The organism is Mannheimia sp. E30BD (genome assembly GCF_041807785.1).
In the GTDB taxonomy this organism is placed as follows: domain Bacteria; phylum Pseudomonadota; class Gammaproteobacteria; order Enterobacterales; family Pasteurellaceae; genus Mannheimia.
In genome coordinates this window covers 36,340-62,450 of the sequence record NZ_JBGTYX010000007.1, presented here as the reverse complement: position 1 = coordinate 62,450, position 26,111 = coordinate 36,340, and the positions used below count along the sequence as shown (strand labels likewise).

Annotated in this window: 25 protein-coding genes; 15 read left to right on the top strand and 10 right to left on the bottom strand. The window is 40.8% G+C overall.

All coding sequences use genetic code 11. The features are described 5' to 3' along the window. Positions 1-57: 57 nt before the first annotated feature. Complete coding sequence (locus ACERCG_RS06260; protein ID WP_373611195.1) at positions 58-966, bottom strand: 1,4-dihydroxy-2-naphthoate polyprenyltransferase; 909 nt, start codon at positions 964-966, stop codon at positions 58-60. A gap of 59 nt (positions 967-1,025) precedes the next feature. Between ACERCG_RS06260 and tsaA the strand changes: the two genes are divergently transcribed. From tsaA to serA, 9 genes are all read left to right on the top strand, one after another. After that, positions 1,026-1,763 (top strand): tRNA (N6-threonylcarbamoyladenosine(37)-N6)-methyltransferase TrmO, encoded by a 738-nt coding sequence (tsaA, locus tag ACERCG_RS06255; protein WP_373611194.1) that lies wholly within the window; start codon positions 1,026-1,028, stop codon positions 1,761-1,763. A 60-nt stretch (positions 1,764-1,823) separates the two neighbouring features. Next, entirely contained in the window at positions 1,824-2,579 is a 756-nt protein-coding gene (locus tag ACERCG_RS06250) for an SIMPL domain-containing protein (protein WP_373611193.1), read from the top strand. Between the two features lie 183 nt (positions 2,580-2,762). Then, complete coding sequence (locus ACERCG_RS06245; RefSeq protein ID WP_373611247.1) at positions 2,763-3,218, top strand: aquaporin; 456 nt, start codon at positions 2,763-2,765, stop codon at positions 3,216-3,218. A 71-nt stretch (positions 3,219-3,289) separates the two neighbouring features. After that, positions 3,290-3,430 (top strand): hypothetical protein, encoded by a 141-nt coding sequence (locus ACERCG_RS06240; protein WP_373611192.1) that lies wholly within the window; start codon positions 3,290-3,292, stop codon positions 3,428-3,430. 104 nt (positions 3,431-3,534) lie between these two features. Beyond that, entirely contained in the window at positions 3,535-4,083 is a 549-nt protein-coding gene (gene slyD, locus ACERCG_RS06235) for a peptidylprolyl isomerase (RefSeq protein WP_373611191.1), read from the top strand. 136 nt (positions 4,084-4,219) lie between these two features. Then, positions 4,220-5,746: a threonine ammonia-lyase, biosynthetic gene (gene ilvA / locus ACERCG_RS06230; RefSeq protein ID WP_373611190.1), complete on the top strand. Its 1,527-nt coding sequence runs from the start codon at positions 4,220-4,222 to the stop codon at positions 5,744-5,746. Between the two features lie 15 nt (positions 5,747-5,761). Then, the gene (glmM, locus tag ACERCG_RS06225; RefSeq protein ID WP_373611189.1) at positions 5,762-7,096 is read left to right on the top strand and encodes a phosphoglucosamine mutase; all 1,335 of its coding nucleotides are present in this window, start codon (positions 5,762-5,764) and stop codon (positions 7,094-7,096) included. A gap of 141 nt (positions 7,097-7,237) precedes the next feature. Further along, the gene (gene rpiA / locus ACERCG_RS06220; protein WP_334253744.1) at positions 7,238-7,897 is read left to right on the top strand and encodes a ribose-5-phosphate isomerase RpiA; all 660 of its coding nucleotides are present in this window, start codon (positions 7,238-7,240) and stop codon (positions 7,895-7,897) included. A gap of 36 nt (positions 7,898-7,933) precedes the next feature. Next, positions 7,934-9,163 carry a phosphoglycerate dehydrogenase gene (serA, locus tag ACERCG_RS06215; protein ID WP_373611188.1) on the top strand — a complete coding sequence of 410 codons (1,230 nt, stop codon included), beginning with the start codon at positions 7,934-7,936 and terminating at the stop codon, positions 9,161-9,163. A gap of 87 nt (positions 9,164-9,250) precedes the next feature. On the opposite strand, the gene ACERCG_RS06210 is transcribed toward serA, so the two are convergent. From ACERCG_RS06210 to nadR, 4 genes are all read right to left on the bottom strand, one after another. After that, on the bottom strand, positions 9,251-9,769 hold the full coding sequence (locus ACERCG_RS06210) for a porin family protein (RefSeq protein ID WP_373611187.1): 519 nt from the start codon (positions 9,767-9,769) through the stop codon (positions 9,251-9,253). Between the two features lie 18 nt (positions 9,770-9,787). Beyond that, entirely contained in the window at positions 9,788-10,504 is a 717-nt protein-coding gene (gene arcA, locus ACERCG_RS06205; RefSeq protein ID WP_373611186.1) for a two-component system response regulator ArcA, read from the bottom strand. A gap of 119 nt (positions 10,505-10,623) precedes the next feature. Next, positions 10,624-11,328, bottom strand: a complete 705-nt coding sequence (locus tag ACERCG_RS06200; protein WP_373611185.1) for a metallophosphoesterase — start codon at positions 11,326-11,328, stop codon at positions 10,624-10,626. Between the two features lie 11 nt (positions 11,329-11,339). Continuing rightward, the gene (gene nadR, locus ACERCG_RS06195; protein ID WP_373611184.1) at positions 11,340-12,614 is read right to left on the bottom strand and encodes a multifunctional transcriptional regulator/nicotinamide-nucleotide adenylyltransferase/ribosylnicotinamide kinase NadR; all 1,275 of its coding nucleotides are present in this window, start codon (positions 12,612-12,614) and stop codon (positions 11,340-11,342) included. 189 nt (positions 12,615-12,803) lie between these two features. On the opposite strand from nadR, the gene ribF reads away from it, so the two are divergent. The 6 genes from ribF (at position 12,804) to rlmB (ending at position 20,180) form a co-directional block, all read left to right on the top strand. Next, the gene (gene ribF, locus ACERCG_RS06190; protein WP_373611182.1) at positions 12,804-13,766 is read left to right on the top strand and encodes a bifunctional riboflavin kinase/FAD synthetase; all 963 of its coding nucleotides are present in this window, start codon (positions 12,804-12,806) and stop codon (positions 13,764-13,766) included. A 180-nt stretch (positions 13,767-13,946) separates the two neighbouring features. Next, on the top strand, positions 13,947-16,757 hold the full coding sequence (gene ileS, locus ACERCG_RS06185) for an isoleucine--tRNA ligase (protein ID WP_373611181.1): 2,811 nt from the start codon (positions 13,947-13,949) through the stop codon (positions 16,755-16,757). Positions 16,758-16,887: 130 nt separating this feature from the next. Next, positions 16,888-17,073: a hypothetical protein gene (locus ACERCG_RS06180; protein WP_373611180.1), complete on the top strand. Its 186-nt coding sequence runs from the start codon at positions 16,888-16,890 to the stop codon at positions 17,071-17,073. Beyond that, positions 17,018-17,950, top strand: coding sequence for a tannase/feruloyl esterase family alpha/beta hydrolase (locus ACERCG_RS06175; protein ID WP_373611179.1), 933 nt, complete (start codon positions 17,018-17,020; stop codon positions 17,948-17,950). The genes ACERCG_RS06180 and ACERCG_RS06175 overlap by 56 nt, the downstream gene beginning before the upstream one ends. A 68-nt stretch (positions 17,951-18,018) precedes the next feature. Continuing rightward, positions 18,019-19,386: a CDP-diacylglycerol--serine O-phosphatidyltransferase gene (gene pssA, locus ACERCG_RS06170; protein ID WP_373611178.1), complete on the top strand. Its 1,368-nt coding sequence runs from the start codon at positions 18,019-18,021 to the stop codon at positions 19,384-19,386. Positions 19,387-19,439: 53 nt separating this feature from the next. After that, on the top strand, positions 19,440-20,180 hold the full coding sequence (gene rlmB, locus ACERCG_RS06165) for a 23S rRNA (guanosine(2251)-2'-O)-methyltransferase RlmB (protein WP_373611177.1): 741 nt from the start codon (positions 19,440-19,442) through the stop codon (positions 20,178-20,180). Positions 20,181-20,283: 103 nt separating this feature from the next. Here the strand turns inward: rlmB and ACERCG_RS06160 are convergent, their stop codons facing one another. The 5 genes from ACERCG_RS06160 to ACERCG_RS06140 all read right to left on the bottom strand — a co-directional run bounded on the left by ACERCG_RS06160 (position 20,284) and on the right by ACERCG_RS06140 (position 26,103). Further along, positions 20,284-21,696, bottom strand: coding sequence for an ABC transporter ATP-binding protein (locus ACERCG_RS06160; protein ID WP_373611176.1), 1,413 nt, complete (start codon positions 21,694-21,696; stop codon positions 20,284-20,286). A gap of 90 nt (positions 21,697-21,786) precedes the next feature. Next, on the bottom strand, positions 21,787-22,569 hold the full coding sequence (locus ACERCG_RS06155) for an ABC transporter permease (protein ID WP_373611175.1): 783 nt from the start codon (positions 22,567-22,569) through the stop codon (positions 21,787-21,789). Between the two features lie 8 nt (positions 22,570-22,577). Beyond that, on the bottom strand, positions 22,578-23,510 hold the full coding sequence (locus tag ACERCG_RS06150; RefSeq protein WP_373611174.1) for an ABC transporter permease: 933 nt from the start codon (positions 23,508-23,510) through the stop codon (positions 22,578-22,580). A 110-nt stretch (positions 23,511-23,620) separates the two neighbouring features. Next, positions 23,621-25,207 (bottom strand): ABC transporter substrate-binding protein, encoded by a 1,587-nt coding sequence (locus tag ACERCG_RS06145; protein WP_373611173.1) that lies wholly within the window; start codon positions 25,205-25,207, stop codon positions 23,621-23,623. A gap of 134 nt (positions 25,208-25,341) precedes the next feature. Further along, positions 25,342-26,103, bottom strand: a complete 762-nt coding sequence (locus ACERCG_RS06140; protein ID WP_373611172.1) for a phosphodiester glycosidase family protein — start codon at positions 26,101-26,103, stop codon at positions 25,342-25,344. Positions 26,104-26,111: the final 8 nt, after the last annotated feature.

Sequence of the window (26,111 nt, the reverse complement as noted above, 5' to 3'; positions counted from 1 at the left end):
AAAAAACCGCTTGTAATCGTTATTACAAGCGGTTCATTTTTGCTGAAATTTTGCAACTTATCCCAACACAATCCCTAAACTAAACAACAAGTTAGTGATTAATGCCAACCCTGCCATTTGCCCTAAAATCGGGTAAAGTTCTTTTGGATCTCGGTGCTGATAAACAAAACGAGCGTGTTTTGCGAGTAGTGGCACAGCAAGCAAGAAGATGAAACTATACCAATGCTCAAATTCCGAAATGGCAAAAATCAGATAAGAAATGACCGCTAGTACCAATAAGACAACGTGGTATTTTCGCCCGTTTTGGCTGCCAATTCGGACAATCAGTGTATTTTTGCCAGCTTGTCTGTCTTGGTTAATATCACGCAAGTTATTGATATTTAATACCGCAACAGAAAGTAATCCGCAACCGAAAGCAGGTAGAAAAATCATTGGCGGTACGCTATGGGCTTGCAGATAAAACACGCCGATAACAGCCACAAAGCCAAAAAAAATCAGTACGAATAAGTCGCCCAGCCCTAAATAGCCATAGGCTTTCTTGCCAACAGTATAAGTGATGGCGGCAACAATCGACACCACGCCCAGCCCGATAAAAAAGAACAAGTCTTGAATGGTTTCAAACGCATAAACACTTAATGCCACGCCTGAAATAAAAGAAAGCAGACTTAAAATAATCACTGCTTTTTTAAGTTGTTCTCTGCTAATTGCCCCTTGCTGAATGGCTCGAAGTGGACCAATTCGCTCTTTGGTATCAGAGCCTTTAACGTGGTCGCCATAATCATTCGCAAAGTTGGATAGAACCTGTAGCAAAATAGTGGTAATAAAAGCCAGCAATGTTGTAATAAAATCAAACTTTCCTGCCCAATGTGCAAGGGCTGAACCCACAATAATCGACGCCAACGCCAGTGGTAGGGTTTTCGGGCGTGCGGTGGTAAACCAAATCGAAAAAAGAGAATTTTTGTTCATCGTTTATATTTCATTTAAAATAATCGTAAATTGTCATTATTTTAACAGAAAAAAGCCCGATGAACTCTACCTCTATGCAATTATCCCCAGTTCAATTAAACCCTATTGGTTTCGTTGAAAGCCCTTATGATGAAAAATTTTCTGTACCTCGTCAGCCTAATTTAGTGGCGGAAGGCAAAGGTATTTTGCATTTAGTTCCACCCTATAATAGCCCTGATGCAGTACGAGGTTTGGAGCAATTTAGTCATATTTGGCTAATGTTTCAGTTTCATCATATTCCTGAACGAGATTGGCACGCCACCGTTCGTCCGCCTCGTTTGGGCGGAAATGAGAGAGTGGGGGTTTTTGCCAGCCGTGCTACTCATCGCCCTAATCCGCTAGGCTTATCAAAAGTAAAACTGGAAGAGGTTGTTGTTGAGAATGGTGAAGTGTATTTGAAGTTAGGCAGCGTGGATTTAGTAAACGGCACACCCATTTTTGATATTAAACCTTACATCGCCTATGCAGATAGCGAACCTGATGCAGTTTCGGGCTTTGCACAAGACAAGCCAAAGCGGAAACTAACCGTTGTATTTAGCGAAGAAGCCCAACAAGCGGTCAAATTTTGCCAAAATTTTGCAAAATTTGGTATTAAGCAACCACTTACCTTTATTCGAGATGTGATTGCTCAAGACCCCCGCCCAGCTTATCAACAAGGGAAAGTATCCGATAGAATTTATGGAATGAACCTTGCTGGTTATAACATTCGCTGGAAAATAGAGAATAGTGAGCAAGTACTCGTACTTTCGATTGAGTAATGAACTTTCTGAAACTGGCGAGATCTAATAACTGAATTTTAACCCCTTTAAGGACTGATTATGAAATTGAAAAATTTTCTCACAATTCTACCGCTTGCAGTAGCGACCATAGCGGCTTCTGCAGAAACGGCTACGGCTGAAGTAGCATCTATTGGTACAGTGGTTTCAACAGAGAAAAACAATACGTCAAATTTTAGTTTTTCAACTAAAGTAACTCGCAGCGTTGAGCAAGATTTAATGCAAGCAACGGTTTACAGCCAAAAATCAGGGAAATCATTACCTGAACTTAAAAAAAGCGTTTCGCAAAATTTAAATAAAGTATTGGAAATTGCGAAAAAGCACCCTGCGATTGAGGTACAGGCTGAGGGCATTAGCAATAACGCCAATTACAATAGCAAAGGCAATATTGATGGCTGGCAAGCCTATGGTAGCGTGAGCCTAAAAAGTAAAGATTTCGAGGCAATGGCTGAGGTGTTAGAAAATTTAGGTAAAGATGTGGCTATTCAATCTATTTATTTCAGCGTATCGCCTGAGAAAGTAGCTTCGCTAGAAGAAGAGATGTTGCTTGAGGTGATCAAAAAATTCCAAGATAAAGCGGAGATTATCCAAAAAGCCTTAGGTGCAAAAAAATATCGTTTAAGTATGGTTAATTTACAAACACCGAGTGATGGTGGTTATGAATACAGATCTCGTATGGCAAGTGCGATGTATGCAACAGAGCAAGCTGCAATGGGGAAATCTGCCGATGTAATGCCATTAGAGGCTGGCAAAACGACAATTTCTGCCTCAGCTTCTGGTAGCGTTGATTTTGAATAGAATTGTATAGTTTTGTATAGACGTGTATTTTCGCTTTAATTTGATAACGAAACTTGTCTATACTACTACACAAGAAATATGAGTATGTATGGCTTACTGTGATACTCATATTTTTTATTGGCTATAATTTATAGCATTTTCGGAAAGTAAACATTTATGTGTTATTTGCCCTGATGGGTAAGGATTAAAAATGAAAAATATTTTGCTGAATTTTTCGGCACATTCTGGTTAGTATTCGGTGGTTGTGGTAGTGCTGTGCTAGCTGCAGGTATTCCAACCTTTGATGCAACAGCTGGCTTTGCAAGCAATGGTTACGGTGAACACTCTCCGCACGGTTATAGCTTAATGGCAGCATTATTAATTGAAGTGGTATTAACTGCGTTCTTCTTAATCATCATTATGGGCTCAACCGATAAACGTGCACCGGCAGGTTTTGCCCCGATCGCAATCGGTTTAACCTTAATCCACTTAATCAGCATTCCAGTAACAAATACTTCTGTAAACCCTGCTCGTTCAACTGGTGTGGCATTATTCCAAGGTGGCTGGGCGATTGAACAATTATGGTTATTCTGGGTTGCTCCAATCGTAGGTGCAATCATCGGTGCAGTAGTTTATCGCTTTATTGCTGAAGAGAAATAATTTAGCTTAAATTGTTGTGCAGCTCTAATCATTTGGTTAGGGCTGTTTTTCATTTTTGTAAGGATTGTAAAATGAAAACATTCATTAAATTGTGTGGGTTAATTTCTGCTACAGTTTTATTAAGTGGTTGCTTGGTTACTTCAGTTGTTGGCGGTGTTGTAGGAACGGCTGTTGATGTGGTTGATGCGGTAACCCCTGATATTATCGATTAATATTGATTGCAAGCGGTTAAAATTCGCCGATAGATTGCAAATATAAAATAAAGCGTTACAATGGCTTGCCATTTTTATTAACTAAGCGAATTAAAGGATTCAAAATGAAAATTACTAAAGATTTAGTACCAAGCATTGCTTACCAAGTGCGTACTCAAGATGGTGTGTTAGTGGATGAAGCGCCAGTAAATCAACCATTAGAGTATTTACACGGTCATAACAACCTAGTTGAAGGTTTAGAAAAAGCACTGGAAGGCAAAGCGGTTGGCGATGTATTTGAAGTGCGTGTAAAACCGGAAGAAGGCTACGGCGAATATAACGACAATATGGTTCAACGTGTATCAAAAGATGTATTTATGGGTGTAGATGAGCTAGAAGTGGGTATGCGTTTTATCGCAGACACAGACTTAGGCCCATTACCTGTTGTGATTACTGAAGTGGACGGTGATGAAGTGGTTGTTGATGGTAACCATATGTTAGCCGGCCAAGAGTTATTATTCTCTGTGGAAGTGGTTGGCGTGCGTGAAGCAACAGCAGAAGAAATCGCTCACGGACACGTTCACGGTGGTCACGACGGTTGCTGTGGCGGTCATGATCACGATCATCACCATCATCATAACCACGGTGGTTGTGGCTGCGGTGGTCATCACTAATTTTTACATCTCCCTCCGTTTTGGAGGGAGATCCTTTTTTAAATGTGCAGTTTTTACCTATAAAGCCACTGGTAAGCGGTTCATTTTTTCGGAAAATTTACCAATGTCTTTATAACAATATTCAAAATCCTATCTTATGAGTGAAAGCAAACAAAACGAATCTATCGATTATTTACGTTCGATTTTAAGCTCGAACATTTATGATCTCGCCCAAGTTACCCCGCTGCAAAAAATGGAAAAATTGTCTGAACGTTTAGGCAATAATGTCTTTATTAAACGTGAAGATCGCCAGCCTGTGCATAGTTTTAAATTGCGTGGGGCTTTTGCGATGATTTCGAATTTATCCAAAGCACAAAAAGAAGCAGGTGTAATTGCTGCTTCTGCAGGTAATCACGCTCAAGGTGTGGCACTTTCAGCGAAACATTTAGGTTTAAGAGCTTTAATTGTAATGCCACAAAATACACCAGCAATTAAAGTCGATGCGGTGCGTGGTTACGGTGGCGAAGTGTTGCTCTATGGGGCAAATTTTGACGAGGCAAAAGCCAAAGCGATTGAGCTTTCAACCGAACTGGGAATGACCTTTATCCACCCATTTGATAGCCCAGATGTGATTGCAGGACAGGGCACGATTGGCTTGGAGCTGGTTCAGCAGAAAGCAGATTTAGACTACATTTTTGCCCCTGTTGGCGGTGGCGGCTTAATTGCAGGTATTGCAGTGCTTATTAAGCAGATTTTACCGAATATTAAAGTGATTGGTGTGGAGTCTAAAGATTCTGCTTGTTTGTATCACGCTCTGAAAAAAGGTGAGCCAACCGATTTAGAACGTGTGGGGTTATTTGCTGACGGTATAGCTGTTCGCCGTATTGGTGATGAAACATTCCGCCTTTGCCAACAATATGTTGATGACGTAGTGCTAGTGGATAATGATGAAATCTGTGCCTCAATGAAGTTAATTTTTGAGAATGTGCGTGCGATTTCAGAGCCATCGGGGGCAACCTCATTGGCTGGCTTGAAAAAATATGTGAAAGAACATCAGCTACAAGAGAAAAATCTAGCTTGTATCCTTTCTGGGGCAAATGTCAATTTCCACACCTTGCGTTTTGTATCTGAACGCTGCGAAATTGGCGAAAAACGTGAAGCATTGTTGGCGGTAACAATTCCTGAACAGAAAGGAAGTTTCTTAACGTTCTGTGAGATTTTAGGTAATCGTGCAGTAACAGAATTTAATTATCGCCACTCAGATGATAAAAATGCGTGCGTATTTGTAGGTGTGAGAATTGCAGGCTCAGAAGAAAAACAGGAGATTATCAAAGATCTACAACAAAATGGCTATGATGTGGCGGATCTGTCTGATGATGATATTGCGAAAACCCATATCCGTTATATGGTGGGCGGTAGAGCAACTTCGATTACAAATGAACAACTTTACAGTTTTGAGTTCCCTGAGCAGAAAGGGGCATTGTTAAAATTCTTACAGACCCTGACAAATTGGGATATTTCGCTTTTCCACTACCGTGCTCACGGGGCGGATTATGGTGATATTCTTGCGGCATTTGCATTAAATCAGGGTGATGAAGTAGAATTGCACCAACATTTAGAACAGCTTGGCTACCGTTTCCAGAATGTAAGCAATAGCCCGGCATATCAATATTTTTTGAAATAAAGGTTAAGAATTAAAATGGCTCGTAAATATTTCGGCACAGATGGTGTGCGCGGTGAAGTAGGCAAATTTCCAATTACTCCTGAATTTGCCTTAAAGCTCGGCTGGGCAGCAGGTAAAGTGCTGGCAACACAAGGCACAAAAAAGGTATTGATTGGTAAAGATACTCGTATTTCTGGCTATATGTTGGAATCAGCACTTGAGGCAGGTTTAACTGCAGCAGGCTTATCTGCAGTGTTCGTAGGCCCTATGCCAACCCCTGCGATTGCGTATTTAACCCGTACTTTCCGAGCTGAAGCGGGTATTGTGATTTCAGCTTCTCACAATCCATATTATGATAACGGGATCAAATTCTTCTCATCAGTAGGTGAAAAATTACCTGATGAAATCGAAGAAGCGATTGAAGCAATGCTTGATCAGCCAATGGATTGTGTCGATTCAGCTAATTTAGGGCGTGCAAGCCGTATCAATGATGCTGCAGGGCGTTATATTGAGTTTTGTAAAGGAACTTTTCCGTCTGAATTAAGCCTTGAAGGTTATAAGATCGTAGTGGATTGTGCTAACGGTGCAACCTACCATATCGCACCAAACGTAATGCGTGAGTTAGGGGCAGAAGTACTTGAGATTGGTACTAAACCAGACGGTTTAAACATCAACGAAAAATGCGGTGCAACGGATATTAAAGCATTACAAAAAGTCGTTATTGAAGCAGGTGCAGATGTTGGCCTAGCTTACGATGGCGATGGCGACCGTTTAATTATGGTGGATCACTTAGGTAACAAAGTGGATGGCGACCAAATTCTGTTTATTTTAGCCCGTGAAGCCCTTCGTTCTGGCAAATTACAAGGCGGTGTGGTTGGTACGTTAATGAGTAATATGAGCTTGGAATTAGCATTAAAACAGTTAGCTATTCCATTCTCTCGTGCTAATGTGGGCGACCGCTATGTGCTAGAGCAGCTTAAAGAAAAAGGCTGGAAACTGGGTGGTGAAAACTCAGGGCATATTATCGTATTAGATAAAAACACCACAGGCGATGGCGTTATTGCTTCTCTGCAAGTTCTAGCGGCTATGGTAAGCCATAAATTAAGCCTCAATGATTTAGCAAAAGCTGTACCATTATTCCCACAAGTGTTGTTAAATATTCGCTTTGAGAAAGGGGCGGCAAATCCACTTGAAAACGAGGAAGTAAAAGCGGTAGCGGCTGAGGTGGAAAAACGCTTGGCTGGCAAAGGGCGTATTTTATTGCGTAAATCGGGCACTGAGCCATTAATTCGCGTAATGGTAGAATGTGAAGATGCTCAACTGGCTCAAAGCTGTGCAGAAGAGATTGTTGAAGCAGTAAAACGTAACTAATCGCAAGCGGTTATATTTTGTAAAAAATTGCAAAATATGACCGCTTGTTGCATATATGTGTAGAATAGATATAGAGGCGAAATATGTCTCGCCCAACCAAAAAGGGCAAATAATGATTTACCCCTACAAGTGGAGACAAAAATGGATCAGCAAGAAATGAAAAAAATTGCAGCACAAGCTGCATTAAAATTTGTAAAACCGAATACGATTGTTGGTGTAGGCAGTGGCTCAACGGTAAACTGCTTTATTGATGCACTTGCTTCAATAAAAGAAGAAATTAAAGGGGCAGTTGCAGCTTCAAAAGCTTCTGAAGAACGTCTGCGTGATATCGGCATTGAAGTGTTTAGTGCCAATGAAGTGAGCGAGCTTGATGTTTATATTGATGGTGCAGATGAAATTACGCCACAGGGTGCAATGATTAAAGGCGGTGGAGCGGCGTTAACGCGTGAAAAAATCGTAAGTTCGTTGGCGAAAAAATTTATCTGTATCGTAGATAGCTCAAAACAGGTGGATGTGTTAGGTTCAACCTTTCCATTACCTGTAGAAGTGATTCCGATGGCTCGCTCTTATGTTGCTCGTCAGTTAGTGGCTCTGGGTGGCTCACCAGAATATAGAGAAGGGGTTGTAACGGATAATGGCAATGTGATTTTAGATGTGCATAATTTTAAAATTATCGAACCATTGAAAATGGAACATACAATCAATAATATTGCAGGTGTGGTAACAAATGGTATTTTCGCCCAACGTTATGCAAATGTTACTATTGTTGGTACACCTGAAGGTGCAGTTATATTAGAATAATTTATTATCGCAAACACATAATACTAGGAGCAAAAAATGGCTAAAATTTCTTTGGATAAATCAAAGATCAAATTTCTTCTGCTTGAGGGCGTGCATCAAAATGCAATTGATGTGCTTTTAGCAGCAGGCTATACCAATATTGAAGTGCATAAGAAGGCATTAGACGGTCAAGAGTTAATTGATGCAATTAAAGATGCACACTTTGTTGGTATTCGATCGCGTACCTTTTTAACCGAAGAGGTGCTGGCTCAAGCTCCGAAATTAATTGCGATTGGTTGTTTCTGTATTGGCACAAACCAAGTGGATTTGAATGCGGCGAAAAGACGTGGTATCCCTGTCTTCAATGCACCATTCTCAAATACTCGCTCGGTGGCGGAATTAGTATTAGCTGAGATGATTTTATTAATGCGTCAAGTGCCAAAAGCGAATGCGGAAGTTCACCGTGGGATATGGAACAAATCTGCTGCTGGTTCAAATGAGGTGCGTGGTAAGAAATTGGGGATCGTGGGCTATGGTCATATCGGTTCTCAGTTAAGTGTGCTTGCCGAAGCCATTGGTATGCAGGTTTATTTCTATGATGTGGAAAATAAGCTGCCTTTAGGTAATGCTCAACAAGTGCCAACGTTAGAACACTTGCTTTCAACCTGCGATATGGTTTCACTACACGTTCCTGAAATTGACTCAACCCAAAATCTAATGAGTGCGGAGCGTATTGCACAACTAAAAGAAGGTTCTGTATTAATTAATGCCGCTCGTGGTACTGTAGTTGATCTAGATGCATTAGCTGTTCGTATTGAAGACGGCTCATTGCGTGGTGCGGCAATTGACGTATTCCCAGAAGAGCCTGCTTCAATTAACGATCCCTTTGTATCGCCACTATGTAAGTTTGATAATGTAATCTTAACCCCACACATCGGTGGTTCAACCTCTGAAGCACAAGCAAATATCGGCACAGAAGTGGCGAATAAATTTGTGAAATATTCAGATAACGGCTCGACACTATCAGCGGTGAACTTCCCTGAGGTATCTTTACCTATTCACAGTAAAACCAAACGTTTATTGCATATTCACGAAAACCGCCCGGGTATTTTAAACCAAATCAACCAAGTATTTGTGGAATCGAATGTGAATATCGCCGCTCAATACTTACAAACCGACCCAACTATTGGTTATGTTGTAATTGATGTGGAATGCGATAATGTTGATGACGCATTACAACGCTTAAAAGCTATTGAAGATACAATTCGAGCCCGTGTGTTGTATTAATAGATAAGCAAAGAGCCTGAAGAATATTCAGGCTCTTTTGTTACAAGCGGTTGTATTTTTAAAGAATTTTGCAACCGATTAATGATACTAGAAGCGATAAGTTGCATTTGCGGTAAACGCATTACCTTTTAATTTAGTACCGCTACGTTTTAAGTTATCACGGGTGTATTCTGCACCCAGTTCAACATCGCTTGATACCGCATATTTTGCCCCTGCACCGAAGCCGAAGCCACGATAGGTTTCACTACCGACTTTGCTTGAACTTGCATCAACTTTTACATAAGGGAGTAAGTCTGAGCCAACACGGTAACCTTGCTGATAAGCAACGGTGTATTTATTTTTTTGTTTTACATCACTAAATACTTTGGTGCTACCTACTTTTGCTTTACCTTGCACAATGCCTACAAAGTTATTGCCTTGATCGATACCGTAATCAACCACTAACACAGGACCTGTTGAATCTTTACCTTTCACGCCATCGACTTTGTATTTGGTTGTGGTTACATCAACACCTACGCCAATACCCGTAAATGTATTGCCAACTGGAGCTGCAAACAGATTTGCAGAGAATAAGCAAGCAAGTGCTGCAACAGTTAATTTTTTCATTATATGACTCCTCTTTGATTAAGATTCAATATTACCGCAGAAGCGATAACCTTCGCCGTGAATGGTTACGATAATTTCCGGCGTATTTGGATGATCTTCAAAATGTTTACGAATACGACGGATTGTTACATCAACCGTTCTATCGTGAGGTTTTAATTCACGTCCTGCCATTTTCTTCAGTAAATCCTCACGAGTTTGGATTTTACCCGGGTTTTCACAGAAATGTAATAAGGCTCTAAACTCACTACGTGGTAATTTCGTTGCTTCGCCTTCCGGATTAATTAAGTTATGGCTGTGGATATCTAATGTCCAACCGTTAAAACGGTAGCTCTCAACTTCAGATTGTTCTTTTGTTTCATTTTTTTCGCCCATAGTGCGTTGTAGTAAGTTTCTTGCACGAATGGTTAATTCACGAGGGTTAAATGGTTTAGTAATATAGTCATCAGCACCAATTTCTAAGCCTAAAATTTTATCAATTTCGTTATCACGCCCCGTTAAAAACATTAAAGGCAGTTTACGGTTCTCCCGAATTTCACGAGCTAAAATTAAGCCGTTTTTGCCCGGCAAGTTAATATCCATTAATACAAGATTGATTTCTTGCGTGTTCAATACAGCATGCATTTCTTCGCCGTTAGATGCTTGAAATACCTGATAACCTTCACCCTCAAAAATACTTTTGAGCATATTCCGTGTGACTAATTCATCCTCAACAATTAAGATTTGTGGGATTTTCATTTTTTAACCTCTGATCTAATTTATAAATTCTGTTTATAACCTTTATGTTACAAATTATTTAAATTCTACTTATAAATTGCGAAATGGAAAGCATAAAAATGGCAATTTGTTTAATTCAATCAAATTTTTAGCGATTTCTCTCTATCATCAACGCCTAAAATTAAGTAATGTCCATTAATATCAGCAAGGCTACGAAAACCGATGTTATAAATATGACAACTATATTTGGTATTTTGATTATCATAGTGAAAATTATCGTGATGATGTCCGTGAAAAATCTTAGTTGCTCCTAATTTTTTAGCCAATTGATTAATTACTGAAAAGCCTTGCGGATGTGGCTTTGGTGCTTCGTGCGTAATTAAAATATCCGCTTTTTCATTTTCCAATACTTCAAAATCAGAAGGAAAAATAGAAGAACGGTGTCTTAATGGTACACCGCCACGCCAAATTTTCTCTTGCGGAGTATATTGGCAAAAATGAATAGGGTCAAAAAACATCGGGCGATTTGGCGGCATCCAAATATGTCCTCGAAACACGCCGCCAATCCCTGCAATTTTTACTCCTTGAATTTCCACTACTTTGCCGTGAATGTTGCGTTCTTCCCAATGACTATTCCAAATAGAATCAAAGGCAGCAACAGTTTTGCTATCGTGGTTGCCGTGAATAAACCAAATATCACAATATTGCGAAAGTTTATCTAATTCATCGGAGGTAGTAAGTTGGAGATCACCTAGAATGACTAGTGCCACTTCCTCTGTTTGTTGTTGCAAAACAGGGTAAAGATGCTCATAGCTACCGTGCGGATCGCCTGCAAAAAGTATCATCTTGTATTCCGTTACTCTTTATCGTTAAGGTTATATTGTTTAAATTGTAGTGGGATCGGTTCTTCGTTTAAAATCGCCTCAACAACCTCTTTTGCCTGATTATATCTATCTAAATAACTTGGCGATTCAATTTCAATATAAGGAATTCGGTATTTTTCCAGTAATTTTTTCAATAACTGTTGGAATTGCTGGCGTTGCTTTTTCGAGCCTAAACTACGCAAGCCGTCCGCCACCCACTTAGTGTTGTTTGAAAGTAAAATGGTGACATCAAACGGATATTCACGAATCATTGAATCTAAGAATGGGTGAGCTTTGCCCTCGTATTGAATACAAAACGCCTGTGTTGTAATGTAATCGGTATCAATAATTGCAACTTTGTGAGCGTGCTTCATCGCATAATCAACATAACGCTGATGCCCTAATACCATCTGCGGATAGTCAGAATATTGCATTGCTTGCTCATTGCCACCGAGTTGCTCAAACACAAACTCACGCCCATATTCCCACGCCGAAGTGGTATTAAACACATTGGCTAATTTGCTGACTAGAACGGATTTACCGCTGCTTTCACCGCCTAAAATGGCGATGGTTTTCACAAAGAACGGGCGAACTTCTTTCGGAATAAAACGCCAATATTGGAACGGGTTATTACGAATTTGAGTAGCAGAGACATTAAAAGATTCACGGGCAGGATCGACTAAATGCACTTCTAAATTTAAATATTTCTCGTATGGCTCTTTGTCTTGCGTTTCGCTACTAAACACAATAGTCGGATTGATATTTTTTTCCGCAAATAGCTGTTTCACTCGAGCAGACCAGCCTTCCCAACCGTTTGGGTAGCTTGGAATACCATCTTCAACTAAATGATGAATAAAGATCTGTTTTTGTTGATATTTGAAGATCTGCTGTACCCAACGAAGTCTATCTTCATTGGTAGGCATACGCTTCATTTTACTTTGTTGGAAAAGGCGTAAATCACGCTCAGAATCGGTACACACAATAACGTGCAAAATATCAACTTTACTGAATGCCTCATAGATCATATTAATATGACCAGTATGGATCGGGTAAAATTTACCAAAAATGACACCAGAACGCTGATTACTATCTTCGACAATTTCTAACACTGAATGCAATGCTTTTAGTTTATTCGCACTCGGATTTTTAATTTTACCGCTCACTAGCTGATTAAAATAGGCTCGTGTTACACCAGCTTGTTCACAAACATCATTGACTTTAAGTTTAAGCTGTTTACGTTTTTGTTGAAGATAAGCGAAGTCTGTCATAGTTATTCCCCCGATTTTTGATTGCCATCATATAGTAAAATGTAGCATTTGAATATCTTTTTATTCGAAAAAAGCCGTGCTAATGTTATATTCGTGCATTAATTGATAACAGATAGGATTTTTTTTCCTTTTTTGCTGATTTCTCGCTATAATCACAGCAATTTTCACTTTAAAACGGTTTATATTTTTATGCAGCTTATTCGAGGTTTCCACAATTTAGATAAATATAGCGAGTTAAGCAAAGGCTGTGTTCTCTCTATTGGTAATTTCGATGGCGTGCATATCGGGCATCAAAACATTTTATCTCGTTTATGTGATAAATCGTTAGATATGGATTTACCCTCTGTCGTAATGCTTTTTGAGCCACAACCTCGAGAATTTTTTGCAAAAAAAAGTGAAAATATGACCGCTTGTCACCCGCCCGCACGGCTAATGCGTCTGCGTGATAAACTAAAATATTTAGCAGAAGCGGGCGTGGATTTCGTGTTATGCGTTCGTTTTAGCGAAAAATTCGCCCAAATTTCAGCAGAAGATTTCATCTGTGATTTATTAGCGAAACGCTTGAAAGTCCGCTACTTAAGTGTTGGCGATGATTTCCGTTTTGGGGCAAAACGCATCGGTAATTTTGAAACCTTACGCAATGCAGGCTTAAAATACCGTTTTGCGGTGGAAGAAAGCCATACTCACAGCTTAAATGAAGAGCGCATTAGTAGCTCTTTAGTGCGAGAAACCTTACAAAATAACGACTTAGAATTAGCCGAAAGACTATTAGGTAAACCCTATTCTATTCACGGGCGAGTGGCTCACGGCAACAAGCTCGGCAGAACGATTGGCTTTCCAACCGCAAATATTATGCTTAACCGCCTAGTTACGCCAATTCAAGGCGTATTTGCGGTAAAAGTAAACACGAAGCAAGGTAGCTATAACGGCATTGCCAATGTGGGAAACCGCCCAACTATCAACGGCACAAAACCGCTATTAGAAGTGCATATTTTTGATTTCAATTCATCTATTTACGGCGAAGCGATTGAAGTCGTTTTTCTGAAAAAACTACGCAGTGAAACTAAGTTTAATAGCTTTGAAGAATTAAAAATGCAGATTGAGAATGACAGAGTGCAAGCGGTTGAATTTTTTAAGGAATTTGCAAAATAACGTNGCTTTGAAGAATTAAAAATGCAGATTGAGAATGACAGAGTGCAAGCGGTTGAATTTTTTAAGGAATTTGCAAAATAACGTTGCAATTTAGTTTCTTGAGCTCGGAATATACAGGTAGGGGCAAATTGCAATTTGCCCCTACAATCACCAATATTTGATTAAAATTGGAAAATAAAAATGACAGTTGATTACAAAAACACTTTAAATTTGCCTGAAACAGGCTTTCCTATGCGTGGGGATCTCGCTAAACGCGAGCCTGATATGTTAAAAAATTGGTATGACAAAAACCTCTACCAAAAAATTCGTACTGCTTCTAAAGGTAAGAAAACCTTTATTTTGCACGATGGTCCTCCGTATGCGAACGGTAATCTACATTTAGGCCACGCAGTAAATAAAATTTTAAAAGATATTATTATGAAATCGAAAACCGCATTAGGTTTCGATACCCCTTATGTGCCGGGTTGGGACTGCCACGGTTTACCGATTGAGTTAAAAGTAGAAGGCATTGTCGGCAAGCCAAATGAAAAAATTTCAGCTGCAGAGTTCCGCCAAGCGTGCCGTGATTACGCAAAAGAACAAGTTGAAGGGCAGAAAGCCGATTTTATCCGTATGGGAATTTTAGGCGATTGGGATAATCCATATCTGACAATGAATTTCCATACTGAAGCGAGTATTATCCGCACGTTAGGCAAAGTGATTGCAAACGGTCATTTATACAAAGGTTCAAAACCGGTACATTGGTGTTTAGATTGTGGTTCATCACTTGCAGAAGCTGAAGTGGAGTATGAAGACAAAGTTTCTCCATCAATCTATGTGCGTTTTGAAGCGGTGGATTCTGCAGAGATTGAAGCAAAATTCAATGCAAAAGGTAACGGCAAAATTTCTGCGGTGATTTGGACTACAACCCCGTGGACAATTCCGTCTAACCGTGCGATCGCAATTAATGCAAACCTTGAGTATGCGTTAGTGCAATTTAATGACGAACGAGTGCTACTAGCGGTCGATTTAGTCGAAGATGTTGCAAAAGCAGCAGGCGTTGAAACTTTTGAAGTGTTAGGCACAGCAAAAGGCGAAAGCTTAGAATTATTACGCTTTAACCACCCATTCTATGACTATAGCGTGTCGTTTGTGTTAGGCGATCACGTTACCACCGATGGCGGTACTGGTTTAGTACACACTGCTCCTGATCACGGTGCGGACGACTTTGTGGTTTCTCGCAAATACAACATTGAAATGGCAGGTTTGGTTTCAAATGACGGTAAATTCAAAGCGGAAACTCCATTCTTTGCTGGCTTAGGTGTATTTGAATCTAACGATAAAGTCGTTGAGAAATTACAAGCAGTTGGGGCGTTATTAAAATTATCTCGCATTAAACACAGCTACCCGCACTGCTGGCGTCATAAAACCCCGATTATTTTCCGTGCAACTCCGCAATGGTTTATCGGTATGGAAACACAAGGCTTACGCAAACAAGCATTAGGCGAAATTAAGTCCGTTCGTTGGATTCCAAGTTGGGGTGAAGCTCGTATTGATAATATGGTGGCAAATCGTCCAGACTGGTGTATTTCACGCCAACGTACTTGGGGCGTGCCAATGGCAATGTTCGTACATAACGAAACCGAAGAATTACACCCACGCACGCTTGAATTAATCGAAGAAGTGGCAAAACGTGTGGAAGAAAAAGGCATTCAAGCGTGGTGGGATTTAGACCCAGCAGAGCTTTTAGGTGATGAAGCGAGAGATTACCGCAAAGTGCCAGATACGCTTGATGTATGGTTCGACTCAGGATCAACTTATGCCTCTGTGGTAGAACAACGCCCAGAGTTCAACGGCAATTCAGCAGATATGTATTTAGAAGGCTCAGACCAACATCGTGGTTGGTTTATGTCATCATTAATGCTTTCTACCGCAACGAATGACAAAGCACCATACAAACAAGTTTTAACGCACGGTTTTACCGTAGATGAAAAAGGCAGAAAAATGTCTAAATCACTCGGTAATGTGATTGTGCCAAGCGAAGTGTGGAACAAAAACGGTGCAGATATTTTACGTTTATGGGTCGCTTCAACCGACTACACAGGCGAAATTGCCGTTTCTCACAACATTTTAAATAGTGCTGGGGAATCTTACCGCCGTATTCGTAACACCGCACGTTTCTTGTTAGCGAACTTAAACGGTTTTGATCCGAAACGTGATTTCGTCAAACCGGAAGAGATGATCGCATTAGATCGCTGGGCGGTAGCTTGTGCCTTAGAAGCCCAAAATGAAATTAAAGAGGCGTATGATAACTATCAATTCCACACCGTTGTGCAACGCTTAATGCGTTTCTGCTCAATTGAGATGGGTTCATTCTACTTAGATATTATCAAAGACCGTCAATACACCACCAAAGCAGATAGCCTTGCTCGCCGTAGTTGCCAAACTGCGTTATGGCACATTGCAGAAGCCCTTGTGCGTTGGATTGCGCCAATTCTTTCATTTACTGCAGATGAAATTTGGGGCTACTTGCCACAGGTTGAAGGCAGAAGCGAATTTGTCTTTACCGAAGAGTTTTACACAGGTTTATTTGCTTTAACCGAGCAAGATGAATTAGACGATGCTTACTGGCAGCAAATCTTAAAAGTGCGTGCGGAAGTAAACCGTGTGTTAGAGCAAGCTCGTAAAGATAAAGTGATTGGTGCAGGTTTAGAAGCGAAAGTAACAGTATATGCGAATGATGAAATTCGTCCGTTATTAGAGCAACTAGGCAATGAATTACGCTTTGTATTAATTACTTCACAAGCGATTGTAAAACCACTTGCAGAAGCGGATATTGCTGAAGGCGAATTAGCTGGCTTAGCAGTAAAAGTAGAAAATGCAGATGGCGAAAAATGCCCTCGTTGCTGGCACTATGCAACCGATATCGGCACACACGCAGGCCACGAAGAAGTATGTGGACGTTGTGTGGAAAACGTTGCAGGCGAAGGCGAAAAACGTTTGTTTGCTTAATCGCAAAATTAATTATTCTAAGGCAGGGTTCTCCCTGCCTTAGCTTTTTCAGCGATAGATAGACACCCATTCTAAGATTTGCAAAAATTTCCTAAAAAATAACCGCCTGTATTTACCTAGAATAATTAAAATGAAAAAAATACTGATTTTCCTCTCTTTTATCTCAATATTTACCCAAACGGTAGCGGCTTCTTCTGAGCAATGCCAACAGCTCAAATCTTCCTCGATTTACCAAACCGACATTTACAAAGCCGAATGGGTTGAAAAATCAGCAGAGTTACCAGCCTATTTCTGTTTTGGCGGAGGTATGGGATAACCGAGCGTTATTGGCAGCCGCTCCAACCAATCAAGACGGGCAGAAAATTTTAGCAGAATCCTTAACACAGCAGGATCTCGATACTCTTGCCAACGCCATTCTTAAGCGTTACGATAAACTCGATGGTTTAGAAGATGGCTTAATTAATGCGTGGGAAAAGTGCGATTTCAAGCCTGAAATGGTAGAAAATGAGCTTGGAAAAGAGAAAGCTACACTTATTGAAACCACTTTTAGTGGAGCAAAAAATAGCCAAGGCGAGTTAATTTACAGTCCTTGGGTATACGATTCAGGTGTGAATGCAAAAGGCTGGCGGGATTGGAAATTAGGCGATAGCAAAACCGCTGAACCAAATAGCATCAGCTTTAAAATGGGGCTAAAAAGTTTAACTCATTACTATTTAACGCCTCTCCAGCCTAATTTTGACCCACTTGAAGTGGATTTAGATCTTGCCAGCGAGCAAGTAAAATCGGTTGGCGGTATTCACGATGCGGATAAATTAGATTTTTCAACTTTTGAGCAAAGAGGCGGAAAAATGCTGATTTATCAAGGCGTTTCAGACCCGATTTTTTCGGCGGTTGATTTGCGAGATTGGTATCAGAGCCTACAACAAGCGGTCGAAAATCCGCAAAATTTTGCAAAATTGTTTTTTGTGCCTGCAATGAACCATTGTGGGCGAGGGGCAACAGTGAATGATTTTGATATGCTCACCGCTCTTGAAAATTGGGTGGAGAAGGGTAAATCTCCAGAGCAAATCATTGCCAAAGCAGGCGAATTATATCCGAATAAGGCAAAACAGATCCGACTTTGTCCTTACCCGAAAGCGGCTTATTACACCAAAGGCGAGCCAAACAACCCCGAAAGCTACGAGTGCCGTTAATGTAAAATCGCTTTATTAATTGTTTCGGTGTAAAATAGCGGGCAGTTATTAAAAATCGGGAATCATTAATGTTAATTTTGAATAAACAACGCAAAGCCGAAAAGCTGATAGAAAGTTTACCGTTCTTGCCACAAACGGCAGAACAAGTGGATTTTCTTAAGTCAAGCCAAGCGTTTAAACAGCAAATTTTACAGCTGATTCAAGCGGCGAAAGAACGCATTTATTTAACCGCTCTCTATTTTGAAAAAGATGAAGCTGGGCAAGAGATCTTAACCGCTCTTTATGATGCGAAACGAAGCAACCCAAATTTAGAAATTAAAATCTTGGTTGATTGGCACAGAGCCCAACGTGGACGTATTGGCGAAGTGGGAAGTCTCTCGAATGCCGATTGGTACACAAAATTTAAATCTGAGCAAGATTTGCCTCAAGATCAAGAAATTGAGTTCTATGGCGTGCCGATTAACGGGAGAGAAGTGTTTGGCGTGTTGCATTTAAAAGGTTTCGTGTTTGACGATACGATTTTGTATAGCGGAGCAAGCATTAATAACGTTTATTTACATCAGTTAGATCGCTACCGTTACGACCGCTACCATGTTATTGAAAATAAAGCACTTGCAGATAGTTGGGTAGGTTTTATTCAGCAACATATTTTACCGAATGAAGCAGTCAAACGTTTAGATCAAACAAATCGTGCTAAGACGGTTGATATTCGCACACAGATTAAGGCTTTTCGTAAACAGCTAAGCCGTGAGCAATATCAATTTAATGGTATTACGAAAAGTGACGACTTGCTCGTTTCACCATTATTTGGCTTAGGTCGCCGTAGAAATCAGCTTAACAAAGTGATTGAGGCGTTGTTCTACCAAACAGAACAAAAATTAACGATTTGTACGCCTTATTTCAATTTCCCGCTTTCGTTAAGAACCCGCATTGAATGGTTACTGGCAAATGGTAAATCGGTTGAAATTATTGTGGGCGACAAAACCGCTAATGATTTCTACACCAAACCTGATGAAAAATTTACGATGGCATCAGCTCTGCCTTATTTGTATGAAAAGAATTTACGGGCTTTCGCTAAGCGATTAAATTTTTATATTCAAAATGGGCAGCTTACTATTCGTTTATGGAAAGATGGCGAAAATAGCTATCATCTTAAAGGTGTATGGGTTGATAACCGCTATATTTTGCTCACAGGCAATAACTTAAACCCTCGTGCGTGGCGATTAGATGCTGAAAATGCGATTTTAATTTCTGATCCAAAAGCTGAACTCAGCGAAAAAGCGGAAATGGAACTGAGCCAAATTCGCCAACACACACAGATTTTAAGCCACTATAGCGATTTAGAAGTGTTAGCAGATTACCCTGAAAATGTGCGTAAATTGCTGAAAAAATTTGGCAGAGTAAAACTCGATAAAATTGTGAAGATATTGTTGTAAAGTATTTACTTTAGGGGCGAACCGATGTGTTCGCCCGATTATTAAGGAAAATTATGAGTGAACAAATTTATGGCATTCACGCCGTGAAAGCCTTTTTAGACAATGCCCCGGAGCGTTTAATTGAAGTGCTGGTGCTGAAAGGGCGTGAGGACAAAAGGTTACTACCACTATTAAATGAACTACAACGCTTAGGTGTTTCAGTTCAGCAGGTTAATCGCCAAACCTTAGATAACAAATCGCAGGGTGAGGTGCATCAAGGCATTATTGCCAGAGTTGTGCCACAAAAAGAGCTAAACGAACACGATCTAGAGGCAATTTTAAGCCAAAAACAAAATCCGTTACTGCTTATTTTAGATGGCGTAACAGATCCACACAATCTCGGTGCGTGTTTGCGTACTGCTGATGCTGCTGGGGTTGATGCAGTGATTGTGCCGAAAGATAAATCAGCTCAACTCACTTCAACCGCTCGCAAAGTCGCTTGTGGGGCGGCAGAGGTAATGCCGCTTATTCGTGTAACCAACCTGGCTCGCACAATGCGTGATTTACAAGAACGCCACAATGTGTGGATTGTAGGGACTGCAGGCGAAACTACATCGGGCATTTATGAAGCAAAACTCACAGGCTCAATCGCTTTAGTGATGGGAGCAGAGGGCGATGGAATGCGTCGTTTAACTCGTGAGCATTGTGACCAACTCATCAGTATTCCAATGGCAGGATCGGTTTCATCATTGAATGTATCGGTTGCAACAGGCGTTTGTTTGTTTGAAATTGTGCGGCAGAAACTGGCTCTATAATAAAGAATAAGTAAGGAAAAATGCGAAGAACTAATGTAACAAAATAGTGTCTTCGCATTTTTGTTTGTAGAGACGTAAAAAATCTCAGAAATTGAACCGCTTGTTACCCTACATACTCTTCCAAATTAATCACCTTATCGCACGATTTTTCAATTAGATAAGGATCGTGGCTGACTAAAATCAAGCTGCAATTTCTGGCACGGCATTGGTTTATCAGCAATTCAATGGTTTCGTGTTGCGTGATTGGGTCAAGTCGAGAAGTTACCTCATCAGCAAACAACAATACAGGGTCGAGCAATAACGTTCGTAAAATCGCCACCCGTTGTAGCTCGCCACCGGAGACATTTTCCGCATTGCGTTGCAAAATCTCAGGGTTAAGTGAGAGTTGCTCTAACAAGCTTGGGATTGGTTTACGATCTAAGTGATGTTTGTTGATCACATCATCAAGCAAAGTTTGTAGGCTGACATTCGGGGCAAAGGCTTCCGGTGGATCTTGGTAGAGCTTTAACACTTGGTGCTTTTTGTGGCTTTGGCTGTGCCATTTTACTTCTCCCGATTTTGGTTTTAGCAAACCACACAATACATCAGCAAGAGAGCTTTTACCAATTCCACTATGCCCGATAATGCCTAGCACTTCGCCTTTGTGCAGATCAAAGGAGAGATTGTTAAACAGGGTTTTCTTGCCACGAGCGACACTCAGATTTTTAACCGATACAAGCGGTTGTTTTTGGCTCAAATTTTGCAAATCTTGCAAGGGTTGCCAATGTTTTGGATCTGCTGCAATTAAGGCTTTGGTATAAGCGTGCTGAGGATTGCTTAATAGTGCTTCCGCCTCACCTTGTTCCAACAATTCGCCTTTTTTCATTACCAGAATGTAGCCTCCAAGTTGCTCGGCAACTTCAATATCGTGAGTTATAGTTAATAAGCCGCCACCGTTTTGGTAAGCGGATTTCAACAGCTCAATTACTTTACCTTTGCTCGTTGGATCAAGCCCTTTGGTCGGCTCATCGGCAAGTAAAATTTTTCCCCCAGCAGCGGTTGCAATAGCAAAAGAAGCTCGTTGTGCCATACCGCCTGAAAGCTGGTGGGGATAGCTTTCCACCGACTCTTTCAAGCCGAGTTTGGCTAAATAGGTTTGGCTTTCCGTTTTCGCTTGGGGAGATGATTTCCCTGCCACATAGTGAAAACTTTCCCATAACTGTTTGCCGATTGCCATAATTGGATTGAGCGAGCGGCGTGGCTCTTGTGGCAGCATTACTAAGGTTTTGCCCCAAAGCGTTTGCAAGCGGTCAGGTTCAGCAGAAATTTTGCAATTTTCGACAGAAATTTCACCGCTTGCAATTAGCCCCTCAGGAAGAGAACCCATAATGGCTTGAATGAGTAAACTTTTGCCAGAACCAGTTTCGCCTAAGATTGTAATATTTTTACCTGTTTCTAATTGTAAACTGATTGGTTTAACAAGTTCTAAACCACTTGTAGTTTTAACAGAGAGATTTTGGGTATTGAGTAGTTTCATCTTTATTTTATTACTGTAGGGGCGGGTCCTGTGCCCGCCCATAAATATAATAGGAGTTTTCGGGCAGGCACAGGACCCGCCCCTACGTAATTATTTAACTTTCCCAGACAATAATTGTAGGCTAAGTACCATTAAAAACACCGCCACGACAGGCTGTAAAAAGATAATCGGAGCTTCATAGTAATAAGGGAATAATTCTGTCATCATCAGGCCTAACTCTGCTGTTGGTGGGCGTAATCCTACGCTCACAAAGCCGAGTGTTGCGAGGGCTAAAATCGCATTGCCGAGCGAGAATGCAGATAAGGTTGCAATCATTGGTAATAAACGTGGTAATAAATGGCGTTTGAAGCTGTAAAGCCAGCCCATTCCCATTAAGAGAGAGGCTTGAATTTCTGAGCTGTTTGCCATTGTTGAACTGATTGAGCGGATCACACGGAAAAACTCCACCCACATTACCAGAGAAATCCCTAAGTAAAGTGTCCAGAACGAACCTGGAGAGAGGGCAGCAAAGAGTAGCACTAATAGTAAGCCCGGCAGAGCCATCACTAAATCACAAATAAAGCTGAAAATACGGTCAATCCAACCGCCAAAAAAGCCTGCCATAATGCCCGTAATCAAGCCTGCTACTAAAGCACAAAACACGCTAAAGAGCGATAAACCAAAAGAGAGGCGAATCGCAGAGGAAAGGCGAGCGAGCATATCTCTACCAAGATGATCTGTGCCGAACCACGCTAATTCATTTGGATTAGAAAGCGTATTGGTTAAATCTTGAAAGCCGATATCCATCGGATAAAAATAAGGTTGTAAGAAGGCGAACCCGAGCATAATCAATAGGATTGCGCCGCCTAAATATTGTGAAGTTGAAATTTTCATTTTCTGTCCTATCGCTTAATTCGTGGGTCAATCCAAGCACTGAGTAGATCAGCAAGAGTGTTTAATACAACAAATAATCCGCCCATTACTAAGGTTGTGCCTTGAATCATCGGTACATTACGGGCAATAATGGCGTGAACCAATGCGTGTCCGCTGCCCGGCCAAGCGAATAAACTTTCTACCACCACAACCCCTTCAATTAAATAGACAAGCTGTACTGCGTGGTAAGCAATAACAGGCACGGCAATGTTGGGTAAACCGTGTCGCACAAAGGTTTTCCAACGGCTTAGTCCTTTTAATTGCGAGAATTGGTAGAACTCGGCATTTTTTACCTGCACCATCGCAGAACGAGTAACTCGCACCGAAACTGCACTCAAGCCAATGGCAAGAGTTAAAGCTGGTAAGATAAAATGCTGCCAACTACCGTATCCGCCCGCAGGTAACCATTTAAGCTGTGCTGAAAAAAGCGTAATTAAACCGATAGCGATGATAAAGGCTGGCACAGAGCGGAATAATGTGCTGAATACCAATGTCAAGCGGTCAAAAAATCCGTTTGGTTTGCGAGCGGCGAGTAACCCAAGTGTCGGACCGATCAGGATTGCTAAGATAAGTGCCACAACCGCAAGGCTTAAGGTATGCCCGAATTGGTGCTGAATTTCAGACCAGACAGAATCGCCAGTTACCAACGATTTGCCTAAATTGAACTGTAATAAATCGCCTAACCAGCTGAAATAGCTCTGCCACCAAGGCTGATCTAAGGCAAGCTCGGCACGCACCGCTTCGGCTGCCATACTATCCGCTTGGTCATAACCATAGCGGCTAGCGGCAATACGGTATGCCATATCGCCCGACAGTTGGCGGGTAATAATGAAAGTTAATGTGCCGACAGACCAAATCACTAATAAAAGTTGGGTAAGACGGCGGAGGAGGATTTTTAGCATTTGTTTTATAGTTTAAAAGGTAATGATTTTTGATGTAGGGACACACTGCGTGTGTCCGCAAATATAGAAAATATGACGTTATGGACGCACGCAGTGCGTCCCTACGCAAATTATTTACTTAACTTTTCCAAATAAAAACGTCTTTCAAACGGATCAAGTGTCAAGCCATTAATACCTTGATGCCCTACAACTGTTTGTTGATCGTACACAATCGGAATAATCGGCAATTCATCGTGAATAATTTGGCTCACTTGTTGCTTTGATTGCTTCGATTTTGCAGGATCGATTTCTGTTTCAAGTTGTTTTAGGGCTTGATCTAGCGTTTCATTACGCCAGTTCATTGTTCCCCAATCGCTTCCACCATTAGCAAAGTCTTGCACTAATAAGGCGAACGGATCGAGGGTTTTCGCATAGTTGAACGCATAAAGAGCCATCTCTAAAGTACCATTTTGATGCCCTAGCGGAATTTCACTGAAGTTACCGACAGATACATTCACATCAACCCCGATTTTCTTCCATTCAGCTTGTAAAATAGTCGCAATAATCGGCAATTCAGGGCGATCTGAATAGGTTCTCAATGTGAAGCTAAACGGTTTGCCCTCTTTGGTTAATTTGCCTTCTGCATTATATTCATAACCGGAAGCGGTCAAATTTTCCTTAATTTTTGCAATTGTCTCATCGTGGCTTAAGGTTGATTCTGTTGTTGCAACACGCCAGTCAGCAAACGCTTTCGGTAAAATTTGGTCTGCCATTCCATCTTGAATTTTTAAGATCTGCTCAGCAATCGCTTTGCGGTTAATTGCTTGCGATAAGGCTTGACGAATGACTAAATCGTTAAAGAATGGCTTTGCAACGTCCATTTTGAGCTGAGTCGTGCGGGCAATAGACGTATTGATAAGTTGTAAATTCGGATCAGCTTTTAAACGAGCCACACTCGCTTTATCTAAGTTGAAGACTAACGAGGTTTTATCGCTCTGTGCCATTAAAGTACGGGTTTCGCTACGGCTGCTTGCTAAATAATTCGCTTGCTGAAGTTGTGGTTTACTGCCCCAATATTCATCAAAACGAACGCTCTCTAATTTTTGTGGTGCTTCAATTTTCGTTGCTTTGAATGCACCAGTACCGATTACCTGTGCCACATCGCCTTTTTCATCAAAACTTTCTTCCGCCAAAATTAAGGTGGTGTAGTGGGTTAAGAAAGAAGGGAACGGCACAAAAGATTTCGTTAATTCAAATTGAATTTGGTTGTTATCAAGCGCTTTGATCTCTTTGATAAAGGCTTTTTGCAAAACACCCGGTTTTGAAAGTGCAATTTTTAATGATTTTTCGACCGCTTGTGCGGTTAAAGGCTTGCCGTTATGGAATTTTGCAGTACGCAGAGAGAATGTCCAAACTGTAGCATCAGCATTACTTTCCCACTTAGTTGCTAAACCTTCTACTAATTGCCCTTCAAGGTTGGCTTCAACTAAGGTTTCAGCAATATTCATACGTTGGAAAATCACGCCAGATTGGTTTAAATCTAAGCTATTTAATTCCCAAGGAGCAACAATAGTTACAAGCGGTAAAGTTTCTGGATTTTTTTTCGATTGTTCAGGTTGTGCCACTGGTTGCTCTACTTTTGCTTGTGCATTATTCTTATCATCACAAGCTGCAACGCAAAATGCCGCCATTGTTAATGGAATTAACCATTTTTTCATTCTATTTGTCTCCATAAAAAAATAAGGGATTACTATAACGGCGGAACTTTAGCATATTTCCATAAAAAAAGTAGAGCTATTTTTAGTTGAGTATTTTAATTGGTTATTTAATGAGCAAGAGTGTGAAGTGAATTTTATTTTTGCACAGGAAGAATTTTTATCCCAAAATGATTGGCAACTTTACGTTCTTCCTTTTGTAAAACAGGCAGTGAATTTACCCGCTTGTTACCAATTACCATCGTTGAACTTCCGCCACCGTCAAGGTTGATTGCCCTTGTGAGTTCAAGTTTATGAGCGGCTTCTGCTAGCTCATTTAGGGTTACGCCTCCGAAGGCAAACTGTCTTCCTTCAACCACAACAAGATAGAGCCAGTTTTTCTCATCGTTCAAACCAAGCAGGGTGCGAGGGTGTTTATCGTGAAAAATACTTTGAACACAACCTACTTTGTCGGTATCGGCACACTCAAACTTTTTACTTTTTGCGTTGTACCAATGCCAGCCGCTAATAGCAACTTGCCATTTTGGGTTGTGGGGAGTCGCTTTATTTTTATCTTCAATTAAGCATTTATTTGCTTTATCACACGCAAAAATCACTCGATTTCTCACATCGTTATATTTTGACCAGCGTTTGCCTTGAGTTACGACTAAACCAATAGGGGTGTAATCTTTCCAATAAAAATTGGCATTAATCGCAACATCAGTTTCATATTTCTGAGCGAATTGAGATACGGTAGATTCACTATCACTTTTCTGTGAGCCAATCAGTTGAATATTGCCGCAGTTGAGATCCACTCGTGTAATATGAACAGGAGATTGGTTTGAGTACTCAATACATTGGTTTTCGGCGTAGCAAAAGCTCGCTAGAAAGAGTGATAAGGGGAGGAAATATTTTTTCATAGCAAAAT

Excerpts from the sequence above, each read along its gene's own strand:
- ACERCG_RS06140 (WP_373611172.1), bottom strand. The coding sequence starts at position 26,103 with ATGAAAAAATATTTCCTCCCCTTATCACTCTTTCTAGCGAGCTTTTGC.
- ACERCG_RS06250 (WP_373611193.1), top strand. The coding sequence starts at position 1,824 with ATGAAATTGAAAAATTTTCTCACAATTCTACCGCTTGCAGTAGCGACC.
- ACERCG_RS06260 (WP_373611195.1), bottom strand. The coding sequence starts at position 966 with ATGAACAAAAATTCTCTTTTTTCGATTTGGTTTACCACCGCACGCCCG.
- ilvA (WP_373611190.1), top strand. The coding sequence starts at position 4,220 with ATGAGTGAAAGCAAACAAAACGAATCTATCGATTATTTACGTTCGATT.
- ribF (WP_373611182.1), top strand. The coding sequence starts at position 12,804 with ATGCAGCTTATTCGAGGTTTCCACAATTTAGATAAATATAGCGAGTTA.
- ACERCG_RS06160 (WP_373611176.1), bottom strand. The coding sequence starts at position 21,696 with ATGAAACTACTCAATACCCAAAATCTCTCTGTTAAAACTACAAGTGGT.
- rpiA (WP_334253744.1), top strand. The coding sequence starts at position 7,238 with ATGGATCAGCAAGAAATGAAAAAAATTGCAGCACAAGCTGCATTAAAA.
- ACERCG_RS06200 (WP_373611185.1), bottom strand. The coding sequence starts at position 11,328 with ATGATACTTTTTGCAGGCGATCCGCACGGTAGCTATGAGCATCTTTAC.
- ileS (WP_373611181.1), top strand. The coding sequence starts at position 13,947 with ATGACAGTTGATTACAAAAACACTTTAAATTTGCCTGAAACAGGCTTT.
- pssA (WP_373611178.1), top strand. The coding sequence starts at position 18,019 with ATGTTAATTTTGAATAAACAACGCAAAGCCGAAAAGCTGATAGAAAGT.
- ACERCG_RS06240 (WP_373611192.1), top strand. The coding sequence starts at position 3,290 with ATGAAAACATTCATTAAATTGTGTGGGTTAATTTCTGCTACAGTTTTA.
- arcA (WP_373611186.1), bottom strand. The coding sequence starts at position 10,504 with ATGAAAATCCCACAAATCTTAATTGTTGAGGATGAATTAGTCACACGG.
- serA (WP_373611188.1), top strand. The coding sequence starts at position 7,934 with ATGGCTAAAATTTCTTTGGATAAATCAAAGATCAAATTTCTTCTGCTT.
- ACERCG_RS06155 (WP_373611175.1), bottom strand. The coding sequence starts at position 22,569 with ATGAAAATTTCAACTTCACAATATTTAGGCGGCGCAATCCTATTGATT.
- glmM (WP_373611189.1), top strand. The coding sequence starts at position 5,762 with ATGGCTCGTAAATATTTCGGCACAGATGGTGTGCGCGGTGAAGTAGGC.
- ACERCG_RS06180 (WP_373611180.1), top strand. The coding sequence starts at position 16,888 with ATGAAAAAAATACTGATTTTCCTCTCTTTTATCTCAATATTTACCCAA.
- nadR (WP_373611184.1), bottom strand. The coding sequence starts at position 12,614 with ATGACAGACTTCGCTTATCTTCAACAAAAACGTAAACAGCTTAAACTT.
- ACERCG_RS06145 (WP_373611173.1), bottom strand. The coding sequence starts at position 25,207 with ATGAAAAAATGGTTAATTCCATTAACAATGGCGGCATTTTGCGTTGCA.
- slyD (WP_373611191.1), top strand. The coding sequence starts at position 3,535 with ATGAAAATTACTAAAGATTTAGTACCAAGCATTGCTTACCAAGTGCGT.
- ACERCG_RS06210 (WP_373611187.1), bottom strand. The coding sequence starts at position 9,769 with ATGAAAAAATTAACTGTTGCAGCACTTGCTTGCTTATTCTCTGCAAAT.
- tsaA (WP_373611194.1), top strand. The coding sequence starts at position 1,026 with ATGAACTCTACCTCTATGCAATTATCCCCAGTTCAATTAAACCCTATT.
- ACERCG_RS06150 (WP_373611174.1), bottom strand. The coding sequence starts at position 23,510 with ATGCTAAAAATCCTCCTCCGCCGTCTTACCCAACTTTTATTAGTGATT.
- rlmB (WP_373611177.1), top strand. The coding sequence starts at position 19,440 with ATGAGTGAACAAATTTATGGCATTCACGCCGTGAAAGCCTTTTTAGAC.